The sequence below is a fragment of the Pseudarthrobacter sp. PvP004 genome, assembly GCF_017876035.1.
Lineage (GTDB): Bacteria > Actinomycetota > Actinomycetes > Actinomycetales > Micrococcaceae > Arthrobacter > Arthrobacter aurescens_A.
On sequence record NZ_JAGINL010000001.1, the window covers coordinates 922497 to 939291 of the forward strand.

Here is a 16795-nt window from a genome sequence, read left to right on the forward strand (position 1 = left end):
CAGGAGTGGCCGGTCTGCTTACAATGGCTGGGTCCGGGATTCGGACCCGGCAGCAGGCCGGCCACAACTTTTTGCACATACAGCCCGGTATTCCTCTGTGTCTTTTGAGGAAGCACGGTGCATGTGTGCGCGCCCGCAATCAAGGTCTCAGGGAGCCCAATGAACGCCGTCCAAAGGTTCATCAGAAGCCGTGTGCTGCTGCTGACCGCGGCCATTTTGATCGTCGCAATGTGCTTGTCCGTCCTCGTCCAGAGCCAGTCGCAGGCTGCTCTGAACAGGACAGTGGACGAGAACTCGCGGGGACTCTACGACATCCTGGTCCAGGCCAAACCTGACCAATCACAAGATGGCGACGGCGGCGCATTGATCCAGCCGGAAATCGCGAACGGCCAAGGCGGAATCAGCTTTGAGCAGTTGGAGAAGATCCGGACCATGGGCCAAACGGCTGTGGCCGCACCCATCAGCCTTGTCTCGCGTGTGTCGCAGAACCTTGAGGCTCCGCGCCTCAATGCCATGGACTACCTGGGCTACAATGCAGGGCTTGCTGGCGCCATGACTGCGGGGGACCCCTCCGCCATGGATTCGGGCAAATGGCCTGCCCCGGAATCCGTGCTGCCCGATTCCCCCAAGAAGTACCGTCTCACAGCCTCCGCCACGAGCTCGGATGGCGTGAACCAACAAACTCTTTTCAAAACCAGCGCTGAAGGCACTTTGGGCAAGGGCCGCCTGATCCAGGAGCAGACTGCGGGCGGCTCCAACGTCCGGATCGCGGGTCCCGAAGGCGAGACCGGCGTCAAGTTCCCTGCCCCCGCCTTGGGCTCGGAGCACAACCTCTTCAACCTCTCCGTAGCGCTTCCCCTGGCGCCAGAGGTGACAGAGTCCGTCGTCGCCGTCGACCCTGCCGCGGAGCGGGCATTGCTGGGGTCCGCAGGAGATTTCCTGGCACCGCTGGAGAAGGCCCCGCCGGCAGATGCGCGTGACGCGGGCGCCATCGGACGTCACTTCGAGAGTCTCTTCACCACCGGCCTCAGCATGGACCAGTTGGAAGAAGGGCCGGATTTCCTGGGCGTCAAGCTCAAGTACTGGGCCCCGCTGATGACCCAGTACCAGCAAGCCAAGCGCGACGGCCTGCTGACTGATGACTCACAGGCCATTCCGCTGATTGTCCGTTCCGGAACCTCCCTTGACCTGCAGTACTCGGTCAAAATCGAGGAACTTGATGCAAGCGGCAAGGTGGTCAATGAGGTGGGCACCGTAACACGGTCCCTGGACAAGGATTACCTTCCGTTCGTGTCCAAGTCCCCGTTTGCCCTTGAATGGCCGGGATCCACTGATTACAGCAAACTGCTGGGCAGCACTGCCTCCTTCAGCCAGGGTTTGTACAACCCGGCCACCTGGAGCACTGCGTTTGCCGCCGCTCCGCAGTACCAGGAGGGTGACGAAGCCGCCAACGGAGCATCGGAAAAGAGCGCCACACCGGGGGACTGGGTAACAGTCAACCGTCTGCCTGAGAAGTCGTCCTTCGGGGCTGCCGTGGACCAGACGCAGCGAAAGCCGGTTGACGAGCGTTCGTACCGTGAAGACCTGGAAACGGGCAAGAAGCCGGCCACGCCGCTGCCCATGGTGTACGGCACTTTTGACCCTGCAGATGTCCAGGCTGCGGCCGGGGATGTCAACAAGCTGCCCCTGGGTGGCTACGACCCCACTCCCATGACCCTGACAAAAGACGCTGAGGGCAAAGACGTTGAGGGCACGCAACTGAAGCCCTCGCTGAGTGCTACAGGTCTGGTCAGCCAGTCCGCCGGCGCGATCACCGATTACTACGGTCTTGCAGCCGCGCGTGGATACGACAGCAACGCGGATGTCATTGACGCCGTACGGGTCAAGGCGTCAGCTACCGGTAATTGGAAGACGGCACAGCCCGAGGTAGAGAAACTGGCCACGCAAATCCGTGAACTCGGCCTTGAGGCAACTGTTGTGGCTGGTTCCGCCCGTGAAGACGCCAATATTTTCGTCCCCGGTTACAGCAAGGACGACGCCGGCAAGGAGTCACCGCTGGGCACCGTCCAGCAGTCGTGGGTGCGCCAGGACGCGGCCGACGCCGTCACAGGATCTCTCACCGGAACCAACATCACCCTGCTGTTCCTGACACTGCTGGGTGCAACGCTCCTGACGGGTGCTTCCACCGTGAGTTACATCCGCCAACGCAGGAGCGAAGCCGGAATCCTCAGGGCCATGGGTTGGACGCAGAAACGCATCCGTTCCTGGGTCTTGGAGGAGTTTGCCGTGGGCGCCGCAGCCCTCGCGGCCGCCGGTATTATCCTCAGCCTGCTGAGTTGGAATATCGCCACGGTAATCGTCTCCGTGACCATGCTGGTCATCTATTCCGGCGCGGCACTGCTGGCTGCCCAGCAGTTGCGCCACCGAGTGGTGATTGATCAGGAACCGCAGCACGATGAGCGCCTGGTGACCGTGGACTCGCCCCTGACGTTCGCCAACAGGCAGCTCACCACCAACCGCTTCAACTCGATCTCCCTCGCCGTGGCTGTCGGCGTGTTCGGCGCAGCGGTGGGCGCCCTGATCGCACTCCTGATCGACATCCCCCGAGCAGCCGGCGCCAGTGCTTTGAGTGGTCTGGCCGCTGCCAGCATCGCCTTGCCGAGCGTCATCCTCGCGGTCTTCGGTGTGGTTGTTGGCCTCCTCTTGACCTTGGTCACCGGCCGCTTCGAGCTCCACGCCAAGCGGGAGTACCTCGGTACATTGCGTGCCATGGGCTGGAACCCGGACATGCTTGGCCAGGTCCGCTTCTTTGAGAACGCACTTGTGGGCACCGTGGCACTTCCCCTGGGTGTCCTTGGTGCCCTGGGGCTGGGATTGCTCCTGGCTCCCTACGCGGCTCTTTGGGCCGGGCTGGCCGGACTGTTGGCCGTAATTTGCTGGATTCCGATTGCAACGAAAGTAGTCAAATGACTGACAACCTCAACCCCGAGAAGACGGCCACCCCGGAACCCGCGGACGAGTCGCTGCAGACCCGTGCCAACACCATCGTGAGGGCCACGGACCACGCAACTCCGTTGGAACTGAGCCGGGTCACCATCCACTACGGTGGCGATAAAGGCGGAGCCGAGGAAGTCGACGTCGTGGACGACTTCAACCTCACCCTGCACGCAGGTGAGATGCACTGCATCGCCGGGCGAAGCGGCTCCGGTAAGACCAGTATCCTGACGGTCAGCGCGGGACTTACGCTCCCGACGTCGGGCAAGGTCTTCTGGGAGGGCCAGGCGCTGGACACCATGGGCGACGACGAGATCGCGGACCGTCGGCGGGCACTCATTGGATACGTGGACCAGGGCGGCGCCTTGATCGACGGTATGAGTGCCCTTGAGAACGTCCTGCTTCCCGCAGTACCCGACGGCGAAGTTGAACAGCGCACCGAAATGGCCAAGGACCTCCTGGACCTGGTGGGGCTCGGACGCCGCATGCGTCACCGTCCCGCCCAGCTCTCCGGCGGTGAACGCCAGCGAGTCGCAATTGCCCGTGCACTGATCCTGGGAACCCGCGTACTGGTGGTGGACGAGCCTACCGCCAGCCTTGACCGTGCTGCGGCGAACCGCATCATCGGCATCCTTAAGGACACCACCAGCGATGGCATTGCCGTCCTGGTTGCCTCCCACGACCATGAGCTGGTGCGGCTCAGCGATACGCTGACCGAACTTAACTGAGCTATTTCATCCCAAAAAAAGGTAACTTCTTAGAGTGACGTCTCCAGAGAAATCCCCGTTCTACATCACCACCGCAATCAGCTACCCCAATGGCGTGCCGCACATCGGCCACGCCTACGAGGTCATCGCGACTGATGCCATGGCGCGCTTCAAGCGCCTTGACGGCCATGAGGTGTTCTTCATGACCGGAACGGATGAGCACGGACTCAAAATGCAGCAGTCAGCCGAGAAGGAAGGCCTCACTGCCAAGCAGCTCGCTGACCGCAATTCGGCCGCCTTCAAGCAGATGAGCCAGGACTTGGGCATCTCCCATGACCGCTTCATCCGCACCACGGATCAGGACCATTACGCCGCTTCCCAAGCCATCTGGAAGAAGATGGAAGCCAACGGCGATATCTACCTGTCCAAGTACGAGGGCTGGTACTCCGTCCGCGACGAGGCCTACTACGTCGAAGACGACACCGTGGTTAAGGATGACGGGCTCCGCTACTCCAAGGAGACGGACACCCTGGTCACCTGGACGGCCGAGGAAAGCTACTTCTTCCGGCTCTCGAACTACCAGGACAAACTGCTTGCCCTGTACGAGGAACAGCCTGAGTTCGGCGCGCCGCAATCCCGCTTCAACGAGGTCATCAGCTTCGTCAGGCGCGGCTTGGAGGACCTGTCCATCAGCCGCACCACCTTCGACTGGGGCGTCCCGGTTCCGGGCGACGAGAAGCACGTCATGTACGTCTGGGTTGACGCACTCACCAACTACCTGACCGGCGTCGGCTACCCGGACATCGAGTCGGAATCCTTCAAGAAGTTCTGGCCCGCCGACGTCCACGTTATCGGCAAGGACATCTCCCGCTTCCACGCTATCTACTGGCCCGCTTTCCTCATGAGCGCCGGGCTGGAACTGCCCAAACGGGTCATGATTCATGGCTTCCTCACCAACAACGGTGTGAAGATGTCCAAATCCCTGGGCAACGTTGTGGCACCGCAGGACTTCGTCGCCCAGTACGGCCTGGACCAGTGCCGCTACTTCTTCCTCCGCGAAGTTCCTTTCGGGGCGGATGGCAACTACAACCACGAGGCCATCGTGGGGCGTATGAATTCGGATCTGGCCAACAACTTCGGCAACCTCGCCCAGCGTTCGCTGTCCATGGTTGCGAAGAACTGCGAGGGCAGGGTTCCCGAACCCGGAGAGTTCACGGCAGAGGACAAAGCCTTGCTGGCACAGGCCGGTGAGCTGCTGGACACCGCACGTGCCGCGTTCGACAAGCAGGAATTCAGCAGGGCACTCGAGGCCATCTGGACTGTTTTGGGCGACACCAATGCCTACTTCGCAGAGCAGGCTCCGTGGGTGCTGCGCAAGACCGATCTGGAACGTATGAACACGGTCCTGTACGTCACCTTGGAAGTTGTCCGCATCGTGGCGATCCTCGCTCAGCCGGTCATGCCGTCGTCGTCCGCGAAGCTCCTGGAAGTTCTCGGACAGCCGGAAGGCGAGTCGCGTCAATTCGCGGCTGTCGCCACACCGATTGTTGCCGGCACCGAATTGCCCGCGCCTGCGCCGGTCTTCCCGCGCTACGAGGAACCCGCCGAGGCTTAGTTCCTCTCTCACATAACAGCCCTCATTGAGAATCGCTCTCTCACTTCCCGTCGGTTTGACCGCAGGAAGTGAGAGAGCGATTCTCGTTTGGCGTGATGATGTGAGAGAGCGACTTAGGCGGTTGCCAGACCCTCAACGGGCGACAATCGTGCCGCGCGCCGGGCAGGAACCACGGAAGCCAGGAGCCCGGCAACCACGGCGACCCCAAAAACGGCCGCCAGTTGCACCCACGGCACCGCCGGAACAACAGTGGCTACCCCTCCCAGGGTTGCCTGTGCGCCGAGCCAGCCGTAAACGATGCCCAGGCCTGCGCCCATGATTGCGGCCACACCAGCGACGAGCACGGCCTCGATGGCCAGCATCCCGCGGAGTTGACCCCTGGTCAGTCCCAAGGCACGGAGCAAGGAGTTCTCTCGTGTTCGCTCCAGGACAGAAAGTGACAACGTGTTGGCTACGCCGATCAGCGCGATGACCACCGCGACCCCTAAGAGGCCTGTGACTACCAGCAACAGGACATCGATAATGCTGTTGAAAGTCACCCGCTCAATGGCCGCACCGCTGACTGTGCGCTCATGAACACCCAGCGTCGATGCGATTTCCTTCTGGATGGCCTGAACCCGGTCCCCGGATACCGAATCGTCCAGTTTCACCCACACCATGCCGGGCGTTTCCGGCAGCGCAGCCGAGGAGATACTGGAAGTCTCCACGAAGGCGGGTACGTGGCGGGTGCGCAGAACCTTGGCGTCGAGCGTAACGCTGCCTGCCGCCGTCGAGATCTCGGCTGGTCCCTCCGGAGAGTCTTCAGGCAGGTATACGGTGCCCGGCGTCGGCTTGAGATTGTTGTCGCGCAGTACTGATGCGGCATCAGCGGCGGAGAGCCCGTAGATGGTAGTGCCGGCGTCGGGCGTGGCTCCGTCAGCCAGTGTTCCCACCGGCTGCAGCAGCACTGCAGCGCTGACGCCGTCGAGCGCTTTGATCCGGGCAACAGCCTGCGCGGGGTCGCTGGCGTCCACTGTTGTCTGGGCGGACAGGTCCACCGGATAGTTCTCCGCCAAGGTGTCGTTGAATGCATGTCTGGACGTAGCCGCTCCGGTCATCATGAGGGAGACCAGCGTGACACCGATCAGCAGCGCAGCGGCCGTAGCGGAGGTGCGGGCAGGGTTTCGCGTCGCGTTGACGGCGGCAAGCTTGCCGGGCACACCGGCCGGTGCGGCCAGACGGCCGGCCAAGGCCACCACGGAGGGGATGAACAGGGTGGAGCAAAGCAGGATGCCCACAAACGAGGCAGCACCACCGAGCAGTGCCACCAGCAAGGAGACAGTCATGCTGCCGTATACCAGCAAGGCTGCTCCGCCCAGCATGGCCACCAGGCCCAGGATCAGGCGTACCTTACCGCGTCGGTTACCCACGGAGGCGTCGTCTGCCGGGCGGAGGGCGGCAAGGGGAGCGACGGCGGTTGCCGCCTTCGCGGGTACCAGTGCAGCCACCACGGTCAGGAGCGTTCCGGCTACCAGGCCGGCGATGATGGCCGACGGCGGTACAGCCAACGTCGCGAACGCTTGCTCGGGCTGGGACTTCGCCCAGGCAATCAAGCCCGTCATCAGGCCGGTGGCAGCAAGGACACCCAGGACTGAAGAAATGAAGCCGACCACCAGGGCCTCCACCATGACTGAGCCGCGGATCTGTGCCCGGCCGGCCCCCAAGCAGCGGAGCAAAGCCAACTCCCTGGTCCGTTGAGCCACCAGAATGGAGAACGTATTGGCCACCACCAAAGTGGAAACGAGGATGGCCACTCCTGCGAAGGCGAGCAGCACCACGGTCAGCTGGTCCTGGCCTGCACTGAGCATGGCCACGGTGGAGGTGACCTTCTCCTGCGCCGTTTCCAGCACGGGCTCGACCGCACCTGCTGCTTCCATTCGGTGCGCGATGTAGTCCTTTGCTGCGGTGGCGTCTTCCCCGGGCTTGAGTACGAACTGCAGCCCCGAATACCCGGCGCCCGCGTCCTGGACAGCGTTCAGTACAGACTCAGAACCAACCAGCTGGGCAGCCGATGCCGAGAAAGGATCGTTGGTAGCTTTCGTCAAGCCCGAAATGGTCACCTTCGCCGTCTTGACGGGTCCCGCGCCCCGCAGCTCCAAGGTGCTGCCGACAGTGAGGCCCAGATGCTCGGCAGCCTTGACGTCAACCGTGGCTTCCAAGGCGCTCGATGGCATGGACCCCGAGGACAGCACTGCACTCTCCAGGGAAGCCGGCGCCGCACTGCGCAGGCGTCCGTACTGCTCACCGCCACCAGCCTCGAACGTCACGTAGGTGGAACGCTCCGCATAGCTGTCCTGCACGGCGGGGGAGGAAACCGCCGAGTCCACCGCAGCCTGGCTGAACGGCTCCCCGTTCTTGGACGTAGCCACAACATCCGCGTTCCGGTACGCCTCACCGATGCTCGCGCCCAGCGACGCATTGGTGCTCGCACCCACCATGAGGGTGGCCGAGAGGAACATGACGGACAACATCACGGCAAGCCCGATGGCCACGAACCGCCGGAAATGTGTGGTCAATTGGGAAAGGGCAACACGCAACATGCTTTAAGCCCCCAGCTTGCCAAGTGCAACGAGCACAGAGTCTGCTGTGGGATCGTGAATCTCGCCCACCAGTCCTCCGTCGCTCATCAGCACCACCCGGTCCGCGTAGCTGGCTGCCACGGGATCGTGCGTGACCATGATGATGGTCTGCCCCATCTCCTGGCTGCTCCGGCGCAGCAACGCCAGGACTTCTCCGCCCGCCCTTGAGTCCAGGTTGCCGGTAGGTTCGTCGCCGAACACGACGTCGGGACGCGTCAGCAACGCCCGGGCAACCGCCACACGCTGCTGCTGGCCGCCCGAGAGCTCATGTGGCCGGTGCTTCAAACGGTCCTTGAGCCCAAGGGTGCTGACAACGGTGTCCAGCCATCCGGCGTCGGCAGTGGTTCCTGCCAAGGCGAGGGGGAGCGTGATGTTCTGTTCGGCAGTCAAGGTGGGCACAAGGTTGAACGCCTGGAAAACAAAGCCGATCCTCTCGCGGCGGAGCGCCGTGAGCTGGCGGTCGTTCAGCCCCGTCAGTTCCGTGCCGCCCAGCACAATCCGCCCGGAATCAGCCGTATCCAAGCCGGCGAGGCAATGCATCAAAGTGGACTTGCCGGAACCGGACGGTCCCATGATGGCAGTGAACTTCCCGGCGTCGAAGCTCAAGGACACTTTGTTCAGGGCAGTGACGGTGGTATCGGCGCGGCCGTAGCTCTTGGTCAGCTCATGAGCCTCCACGGCGGGACGGGCCTGGGCGCCTGCCGAGCCTGCGGGGCGATCGGTTCCTGACGGGTGGGGGAGAGACGTGAAAGTTGTCATGGTTCCACGCTATGGTTCAGGGCTGCCCTGCTGGATCGGGCCGCGGGCCCATTGTTCCGGGTGCCTGCTCATACCGTGGTCTGAGACTGACGGTCGGCCGGTATGAGCCAGCCGGATGTTCCATCTAGGTGCCAGGGGCTACGACACCGGTTTCATACGCGATGACCACCACTTGAACGCGGTCCCGTGCGCCTAGCTTCGCCAGGATATGCCCTACATGGGTCTTGACCGTGGCCTCGGAAAGGAACAGCCCCGCCGCGATCTCCGGGTTCGACTGGCCCTGCGCAATCAGCTGGAACACCTCGCGCTCGCGGGCGGTAAGGCGCTCGACGGCGGCAGCATGCTCAGTTTGCTCCGGCGTCTGCGTCCTCAGGAGTGGCGCCACGTGGTCAAGCAGGCGTCTGGTGGTAGACGGGGCAATCACGGCGTCCCCGCGGAAAACGGTACGGATGGCCTCGAGAAGTTCCTCCGGAGGTGCATCCTTCAGGAGGAATCCACTGGCGCCTGCCTGGATGGCGGCAAGGGCGTACTCGTCCAGGTCAAAGGTGGTGAGGACCACGATCTTGATCTCAGCCCGCTGCGAACCCGTCGGCTGTGCCGCTGCCTGCTCCAGGATGCGGCGGGTTGCTTCAATACCGTCCATCCCGGGCATCCGGACGTCCATCAGGACCACATCGGCCGTGGTGGCACTGAGCGCTTGGACGGCCTCGATACCGTTGCCTGCTTCGGCCACAACTTCGAGGTCGGGCTGGGAATTGATCAGCATGCCAAATCCCGAGCGAACCAATTGCTGGTCATCGACGAGTGCCACCCGGATGGGTGAAGGAACTACAGGCATGGCTCAGGCCTCCGAATAAGGGATGAAAGCGGACACACGGAAACCGCCGCCCTGTTCCGGGCCTGCGGTCAAGGAACCATCGTAGAGCGAGACACGCTCGCCCATTCCCCTCAGACCGTTACCTCCACCGGCAGTCGGCGGATCGGCGGCGGCGCCCCGGCCGTCGTCGACGACGTCCACCTGCAGGCCGCGGGCCTGCCACGCCAGGGTGACCGCCGCCGTCGCTCTTGGTCCTGCGTGCTTCATCACGTTGGTGAGGGCTTCCTGGATGATCCTGTACGCCGTCAGTTCCGCACCTGCAGGAAGGGCCCTACGAGGTGCGCCGCTTTGTTCAAAGGTGACCTGAAGCGTGGCGGCACGGAAACCGAGCAGGAGCTCATCCAGGTCCGAAAGCCGGGGCTGAGGGCGGGTAGGGGAATCGTCGTCGGAGCGGAGGACGCCCAGCAGTCTTCGCATCTCGCCCAGCGAATCCCGGCCCGTGGCCGCAATAGTGGCCAACGCCTCGGTCGCGAGTTCGGGTTTGGCGGCCGCCGCATAACGGGCACCGTCGGCCTGGGTGATGATGACGGACAGGGAGTGCGCCACGATGTCGTGCATCTCCCGGGCAATGTGCGAGCGTTCATCGGCGGCGGCCAGTTTCCGTTCCTGCATCTGCTCCACCTCAAGCCTCCGCGTGCGGTCCTCAAGGGCCTGGAGCTGTAACCGACGTACGCGCGTGAGGTCGCCCAGGGTCCAGCTCACCAGCACCAGCATCCAGATCAACACCGTATAGAGCGCACCGATGGTGAGGCCCAGGATGCCGGACTCAGCGGTGGTTGAAAAGAGTCGGGTGGTAAGCATGACCCCACCTAACAGTCCGGCCAGAAGAACCGTCCGACTCGCCCACGCGGGGCCATAAGCAGCCGTCGCGTAGATGACAAGCGGGACGGCTATCTGTCCGGCTACAGGTTCGGCAGCCACCGCCCACTGGACGAGGCACACCAGGATGACGACGCCGGCCGCAACGGCCGGGCGGGTGCGTCGCCATGCGAGGGGAAGCAGGAGGCTGCAGGACAAGAGGAACAGCCAAGGCCGGTCCGCGACCAGATATACGGGACCAAAAAGGAGGATGAGGAGGCACGTGGCCGTCATATCAACCTTGAATCGGTTGATCCGGAACCATTCGTATATCTCGTGCCTTCTATCCACGCTATGACTCTATGTGCTCGCTCCATGCTCGGGCATCATGCCGTGGTCTGAGTCCGACCCGGGCTGCAGGCAAGCAGGTGTTCGCAGAGTGAGACGATTTTGACCAGCATGTGGATTGCTTGGCTAGATAGAGCTATGAGTGCAACGTCCATCAATCTCGCTGTCATCCCCGGCGACGGCATCGGCCCTGAGGTCATCGCTGAAGCCGTCAAGGTCCTCGAAAAGGCTGTCGCCGCCCAGGGCGTGGCCCTGGAGCTGACCAACTACAAGCTTGGCGCACAGCACTGGCTTGAGACCGGCGAGACCCTCCCTGACGAGGTCCTTGCAGACCTGCGCACCCGCGATGCCATCCTCTTCGGAGCTGTGGGTGCAGCCCCGGGTGACACGCGCATCCCCTCCGGCATCATTGAACGCGAGATGCTCCTCAAGCTCCGCTTCAGCCTGGACCACTATGTTAACCTGCGCCCGTCCCGCCTGTACGGCACCGTCGGCAGCCCACTGGCGAACCCCGGCGAGATCGATTTCATCGTGGTCCGCGAAGGTACCGAAGGTCCCTACGTGGGCAACGGCGGCACCCTCCGGGGCGGTACTCCCCACGAGGTAGCCACGGAAGTTTCCCTCAACACGGCTCACGGTGTGGAGCGCGTTGTCCGCGATGCCTTCCGCCGCGCCAGCGAACGCCCGCGCAAGCACGTCACACTCGTCCACAAGCACAATGTGCTGGTCTTCGCCGGTCATTTGTGGAAGCGCACGGTCGAGGCCGTGGCACGGGAGTTCCCCGAGGTCACCCACGACTACCTGCACATTGACGCCGCCACCATCTTCATGGTGACCGACCCCTCCCGTTTTGATGTCATCGTCACCGACAACCTGTTCGGCGACATCCTCACCGACCTCGCCGCTGCCATCACAGGCGGCATCGGCCTGGCGGCATCGGGCAACATCAACATGGACCGCACAGCACCGTCCATGTTTGAGCCCGTTCACGGCTCAGCTCCGGATATCGCCGGACAGCAAAAAGCCGATCCCACGGCGGCCATCCTCTCCGCAGTGCTACTCCTGGACCACCTTGGCTACACCACGGCGGCCCGCAAGATCGAAGCGGCAGTAGTCGCCGACGTCGAAAGCCGCACCGGTGAGCCACGCAGCACAGCTGCCATCGGCGATGCCATCGCGGCCGCACTTTAGGCCCATTACTCAGGCGTAAGCTTGTGTTGAATTATTTACCTGCTTCCCTGGTCCATCGCTGAACCACACCCTTTTGGGGGCCCGGTTCGCCCTGCCAGGTAGCTGACTGTGGAGGAAACATGACTCAGACTGCCCACGGCGTCGAATTCAGCCAGCAGCTTTCGGAAACCCCGAAGTCTGCTGAGGAGCGTGCAGCCGTCCTGGCGAACCCAGGCTTCGGCGACTACTTCACCGACCACACCGCCGTCGTCGACTACAAGGTTGATGCCGATGGGAATGGCGGTTGGCAGAATGCCCGGATCGAGCCCTACGGACCCATTTCCCTGGACCCCTCGGCCGCAGTCCTGCACTACGGCCAGGAAATCTTCGAAGGCCTCAAGGCCTACCGTCACGCTGACGGCTCTGTCTGGACCTTCCGGCCCGAAGCCAACGCCGCGCGCCTGAACAAGTCCGCACGCCGCCTCGCCCTCCCGGAGTTGCCCGAGGAGTACTTCCTTGGTGCCATCCGCGAACTCGTGCAGGCAGACAAGGAATGGGTTCCTTCCGGCGACGGAGAAGCCCTTTACCTGCGCCCGTTCATGATCGCCACGGAGGCGTTCCTTGGTGTTCGGGCCGCGCGCGAGGTGTCTTTCCGCGTCATCGCTTCGCCCGCCGGCAACTACTTTGGCGGCGAGCTCAAGCCCGTCTCCATCTGGATCTCCCGCGAATACGCCCGTGCGGGCCGTGGCGGTACCGGTGCTGCCAAGTGCGGGGGCAACTACGCAGCTTCCCTGATTGCGCAGCAGGAAGCCGAAGCGAACGGTTGCAAGCAGGTACTGTTCCTTGACCACTTCAACGATGACGCCGTGGAAGAACTCGGTGGCATGAACGTCTTCTTCGTCATGAAGGACGGCTCTCTGGTCACTCCCGCGCTCAGCGGCACCATCCTTGAAGGCGTCACCCGGATGTCCGTCATTCAGGTGGCCAAGGACATGGGCCGTGAAGTGACAGAGCGCAAGATCACCCTGGACGAGTGGCGTGACGGCGTGGCCTCAGGTGAGATCACCGAAGTCTTCGCTTGTGGCACGGCCGCCGTGATCACGCCGATCGGTGTGCTCAAGGACGCCACGGAATTCATCGGCTCCGAAGACGCGAAGGCCGGGGAAACCACCATGGCTATCCGCGAGCAGCTCTTGGGCATCCAAACCGGAACCGTCGAGGACACCCACGGCTGGCTGACCCGCCTGGTCTAGTACCCGGGTTTCCTGGCACGACTGAAGACGCGCGACGGCGGCCCTTCCACTTGGCAGACAAGCGGAAGGGCCGCCGTTCTGCTTCCCGGACGCTCTCGCAGATCCCTCGGGTTTGGGGCGGACGCTCTCGCAGATCCCTCGGGTTTGCGTCGAACCCTGACTCACCTTCCGGCAGGGGCGTTCGACGCCGGCGATGCTGGCACCTCAGCCGCTTGACGGCGTCGTGCCTTGGGAAGGTTGTGGGATGTGAGAGAGGGTTGGGTTGAAGGTTGTGGGATGTGAGTGAGGGCTGGGGTGAAGGGTGTGGGATGTGAGAGAGGGTTGGTTCAGTGCCAAGATGGGACAGTGACTTCAGAATCAAAGGCGACTTCCGGCAACTCACCCATCAATGGCGACTCTTCCCCCCAGCCCAGCAGTTCCCCCCAGCCCAGCAGTTCCCTCCAGCGCAGCAGTGAGCTCACCCGTTTCCGATTGGCCCCGAACCCGGGTCCGATGAGTCTGGACGGTACCAACTCGTACGTCATCGGCGCCCCGGGATCCCCTTACGTCGCGGTTGTGGATCCGGGTCCTGACGACGAAGAGCACTTGGCCGTCTTGGCATCGGCAGGCGTAGTGGACGTCGTACTCATCACTCACCGGCATGCTGACCACACCGAGGCGTCTGCGCGGTTCCATCAGATCACCGGGGCGCCGGTGCGTGCTGCGTTGCTGGAGCATTGCCATGGCGGCGAGCCGCTGATGGGCGGCGAGGTCCTGACCGCGGGTGGCGTGGAGATCCGTGTGGTGGCAACCCCGGGCCACACGTCCGACTCTCTCTGTTTCCATCTCCCTCATGACGGCCCCACCGGATCCGTCCTCACGGGGGACACCATTTTGGGTCGTGGCACCACCGTGTTGGACTTTCCGGATGGTCGATTGGGCGACTACCTTTCAAGCTTGGACAAGCTGGAAGCGATGGGGCCCGCAACACTGCTGCCCGCACATGGGCCTGTGCTACCGGCCTTGGACGAGAAGTGCCGCGAGTACCGTGACCACCGTGAGCAGCGGCTCGATCAAATCAGGGCGGCGCTGAATTCCCTGGGACAGGATGCATCGATACCTGCCGTTACCGATGCCGTTTATCCCGACGTCGACCCTTCCGTCAGGTGGGCGGCTGAGACATCCGTGGCGGCCCAGTTGGATTACCTCCGAAGCTAAACGCTGACGGTAGGCTTGAGCCCATGCGTATCGCCCGGTTTGTAGTTGATTCTGATCCCCTTTACGGCGTCGTTGAAGGCGAGCCCGGCAGTGAGGAAATCACTGTCATCAACGGTGACCCCTTCTTCAACGGCGTCGAACGTACCCACATGAAGCACAAGCTGGAGGATGTGCGGTTGCTCGCTCCGATCATTCCCCGCAGCAAAGTCATTGGCGTCGGCAGGAACTTCGCCGAGCACGCTGCCGAACTCGGCAACGAGGTTCCGCAGCAACCGCTGCTCTTCCTGAAGCCCAACACCTCGGTGATCGGCCCGAACGATCCCATCATCCTTCCGGAATTCTCGGAGGAAGTTTCCTTCGAAGCCGAGCTGTGCGTCGTCATCGGCCGCATCTGCAAGGACGTTCCCGAGGACCGCGCGGACGATGTCATCTTCGGGTACACGTGCGGTAACGACCTCACTGCCCGCGACGTCCAGAAGACGGACCTCCAGTGGGCACGTGCCAAGGGCTTTGACACGTCGGCGCCGCTGGGCCCGTGGATCGAAACCGAGCTGGACCACGAAGACCTGTCCATCCAGGGCCGACTCAATGGTGAACTCCGCCAGGACGGCAGCACCAACCAGATGATCCGCGGCGTACGCGAGCTCGTCTCGATCGTCTCGCACGCGTTCACCCTGCTCCCGGGTGATGTCATCATGACCGGCACCCCGGCCGGTGTCGGACTGGTGAGCGAGGGCGACCGCTTCGAAGTGGAGATCGAAGGCATCGGACGCCTGTCCAACCCGGTGGTCCGCCGCTAGGCACCCCGCCGAAGGCCACAGCTCGACGGCGGCACGCGCCTTTCGCACGAAAGGCGCGTACCGCCGTCGGGCGCTCCCAGCCGGGGAAACCGAAGCGGCGCCAAGCGGTAAAGTTGGAACCACTATGACTACTGCTTCTGCGTCGAACGCTGCCTCCAGCGCCATCCCTGCCGTCAACACCGAGACTCCGGTCCGCGTCCGTTTTTGCCCGTCGCCCACGGGTACGCCGCACGTTGGCCTGATTCGCACCGCCCTGTTCAACTGGGCCTATGCGCGCCACACCGGTGGCAAGCTGATCTTCCGTATCGAGGACACGGATTCTGCCCGTGACAGCGAAGAGAGCTACCACCAGCTGCTGGATGCCCTCAAATGGCTTGGCATCAACTGGGATGAGGGTGTAGAGGTTGGCGGACCGCACGAGCCGTACCGGCAGTCGCAGCGCGGAGACATCTACCAGGATGTCATCGCCAAGCTCAAGGCCGGGGGACACGTCTATGAGTCCTACTCCACACCTGATGAGATCGAAGCCCGCCACAAGGCTGCCGGCCGCGATCCGAAGCTGGGCTACGACGGCTTCGACCGCCACCTGACGGATGAACAGCTGGCACAGTTTAAGGCCGAAGGCCGCGAAGCCGTCCTGCGTCTCCGCATGCCGGATGAGGACCTGACGTTCAACGACCTCGTACGCGGTGAAATCACCTTCAAGGCCGGCTCCGTACCCGACTTCGCCGTGGTCCGTGCCAACGGTGCCCCCCTGTACACCTTGGTGAACCCGGTGGACGATGCCCTCATGGGAATCACGCACGTCCTGCGCGGTGAGGACCTGCTGAGCTCCACTCCGCGTCAGATCGCGCTGTACCGAGCGCTCTACGCCATCGGTGTTGCCGAGTACATGCCGGAGTTCGGTCACCTGCCCTATGTCATGGGCCAGGGCAACAAGAAGCTTTCCAAGCGTGATCCCGAGTCCAGCCTGTTCCTGCACCGCGAACGTGGCTTCATCCCCGAGGGCCTGCTGAATTACCTGTCGCTGCTCGGCTGGTCCTTGAGTGCGGACGAGGACATCTTCACCGTGGAGCAGTTGGTGGCCAACTTCGACATCCATGACGTCCTGGGCAACCCGGCGCGCTTCGACATCAAGAAAGCCGAAGCCATTAACGGAACCCACGTCCGGATGCTTGCGGCCGAGGACTTCAAGGAGCGGCTGGTTCCCTACCTCCGCGCCGCCGGATTCGTCGGAGAGATCCTCACCCCGCGGCAGGAAGAGATCCTCGCGGAGGCCGCCCCGCTGGTTCAGGAGCGAATCACCCTTCTGGGCGAAGCTCCCGAGATGCTGGCGTTCCTGTTCAAGGCCGATGACGCCATTGACGTTGCGGATGATGCCCGCAAGGGTCTTCCGCAGAACCTGGAGGAAGTCCTGGATGCTGCCTTGGCGGCACTGGAGCCTATCGGGGAGTGGACGGCGGAGAATATCCAGACCGCGCTCAAGCAGGCTCTGGTTGAGGACCTTGGCATCAAACCGCGGGCAGCTTTCGGGCCTGTGCGCACCGCCATCTCAGGACGCCGGATTTCCCCGCCGCTGTTCGAGTCGATGGTGATCCTCGGCAAGGACTCGTCCCTCGCACGCGTCCGCGCTTTCCGCGGCTAACAACGGAAACAGTC

12 protein-coding genes are annotated in these 16795 nt (G+C 63.2%); 8 read left to right on the forward strand and 4 right to left on the reverse strand.

Going from position 1 to position 16795, the window contains the following annotated elements; genetic code table 11:
• Nucleotides 1-159: 159 nt before the first annotated feature.
• The 3 genes from J3A64_RS04195 to metG are packed head-to-tail and all read left to right on the forward strand — an operon-like array spanning nt 160 to nt 5316.
• Nucleotides 160-2970 (forward strand): FtsX-like permease family protein, encoded by a 2811-nt coding sequence (locus tag J3A64_RS04195; RefSeq protein ID WP_210063683.1) that lies wholly within the window; start codon nt 160-162, stop codon nt 2968-2970.
• A complete protein-coding gene (locus J3A64_RS04200) occupies nt 2967-3722 on the forward strand; it encodes an ABC transporter ATP-binding protein (protein ID WP_011775170.1) in 756 nt (251 codons plus the stop codon). The genes J3A64_RS04195 and J3A64_RS04200 overlap by 4 nt, the downstream gene beginning before the upstream one ends.
• A 34-nt stretch (nt 3723-3756) precedes the next feature.
• Nucleotides 3757-5316: a methionine--tRNA ligase gene (gene metG / locus J3A64_RS04205; RefSeq protein ID WP_011775169.1), complete on the forward strand. Its 1560-nt coding sequence runs from the start codon at nt 3757-3759 to the stop codon at nt 5314-5316.
• Nucleotides 5317-5429: 113 nt separating this feature from the next.
• Here the strand turns inward: metG and J3A64_RS04210 are convergent, their stop codons facing one another.
• The 4 genes from J3A64_RS04210 to J3A64_RS04225 all read right to left on the reverse strand — a co-directional run bounded on the left by J3A64_RS04210 (nt 5430) and on the right by J3A64_RS04225 (nt 10662).
• Nucleotides 5430-7871, reverse strand: a complete 2442-nt coding sequence (locus tag J3A64_RS04210; RefSeq protein ID WP_286176160.1) for an ABC transporter permease — start codon at nt 7869-7871, stop codon at nt 5430-5432.
• 27 nt (nt 7872-7898) lie between these two features.
• Nucleotides 7899-8693 (reverse strand): ABC transporter ATP-binding protein, encoded by a 795-nt coding sequence (locus tag J3A64_RS04215; protein WP_011775167.1) that lies wholly within the window; start codon nt 8691-8693, stop codon nt 7899-7901.
• A 124-nt stretch (nt 8694-8817) separates the two neighbouring features.
• Complete coding sequence (locus J3A64_RS04220) at nt 8818-9531, reverse strand: response regulator transcription factor (RefSeq protein WP_011775166.1); 714 nt, start codon at nt 9529-9531, stop codon at nt 8818-8820.
• Between the two features lie 3 nt (nt 9532-9534).
• On the reverse strand, nt 9535-10662 hold the full coding sequence (locus tag J3A64_RS04225; RefSeq protein ID WP_014922107.1) for a sensor histidine kinase: 1128 nt from the start codon (nt 10660-10662) through the stop codon (nt 9535-9537).
• A 192-nt stretch (nt 10663-10854) separates the two neighbouring features.
• Between J3A64_RS04225 and J3A64_RS04230 the strand changes: the two genes are divergently transcribed.
• The 5 genes from J3A64_RS04230 to gltX all read left to right on the forward strand — a co-directional run bounded on the left by J3A64_RS04230 (nt 10855) and on the right by gltX (nt 16781).
• Nucleotides 10855-11907, forward strand: coding sequence for a 3-isopropylmalate dehydrogenase (locus tag J3A64_RS04230; RefSeq protein ID WP_210063685.1), 1053 nt, complete (start codon nt 10855-10857; stop codon nt 11905-11907).
• Nucleotides 11908-12026: 119 nt separating this feature from the next.
• Nucleotides 12027-13139, forward strand: a complete 1113-nt coding sequence (locus tag J3A64_RS04235) for a branched-chain amino acid aminotransferase (RefSeq protein WP_011775163.1) — start codon at nt 12027-12029, stop codon at nt 13137-13139.
• A gap of 345 nt (nt 13140-13484) precedes the next feature.
• Entirely contained in the window at nt 13485-14336 is an 852-nt protein-coding gene (locus J3A64_RS04240) for an MBL fold metallo-hydrolase (protein WP_374100532.1), read from the forward strand.
• A gap of 23 nt (nt 14337-14359) precedes the next feature.
• Complete coding sequence (locus J3A64_RS04245; RefSeq protein ID WP_210063686.1) at nt 14360-15136, forward strand: fumarylacetoacetate hydrolase family protein; 777 nt, start codon at nt 14360-14362, stop codon at nt 15134-15136.
• Nucleotides 15137-15260: 124 nt separating this feature from the next.
• Nucleotides 15261-16781: a glutamate--tRNA ligase gene (gltX, locus tag J3A64_RS04250; protein WP_210063687.1), complete on the forward strand. Its 1521-nt coding sequence runs from the start codon at nt 15261-15263 to the stop codon at nt 16779-16781.
• The last annotated feature ends 14 nt before the right edge of the window (nt 16782-16795 follow it).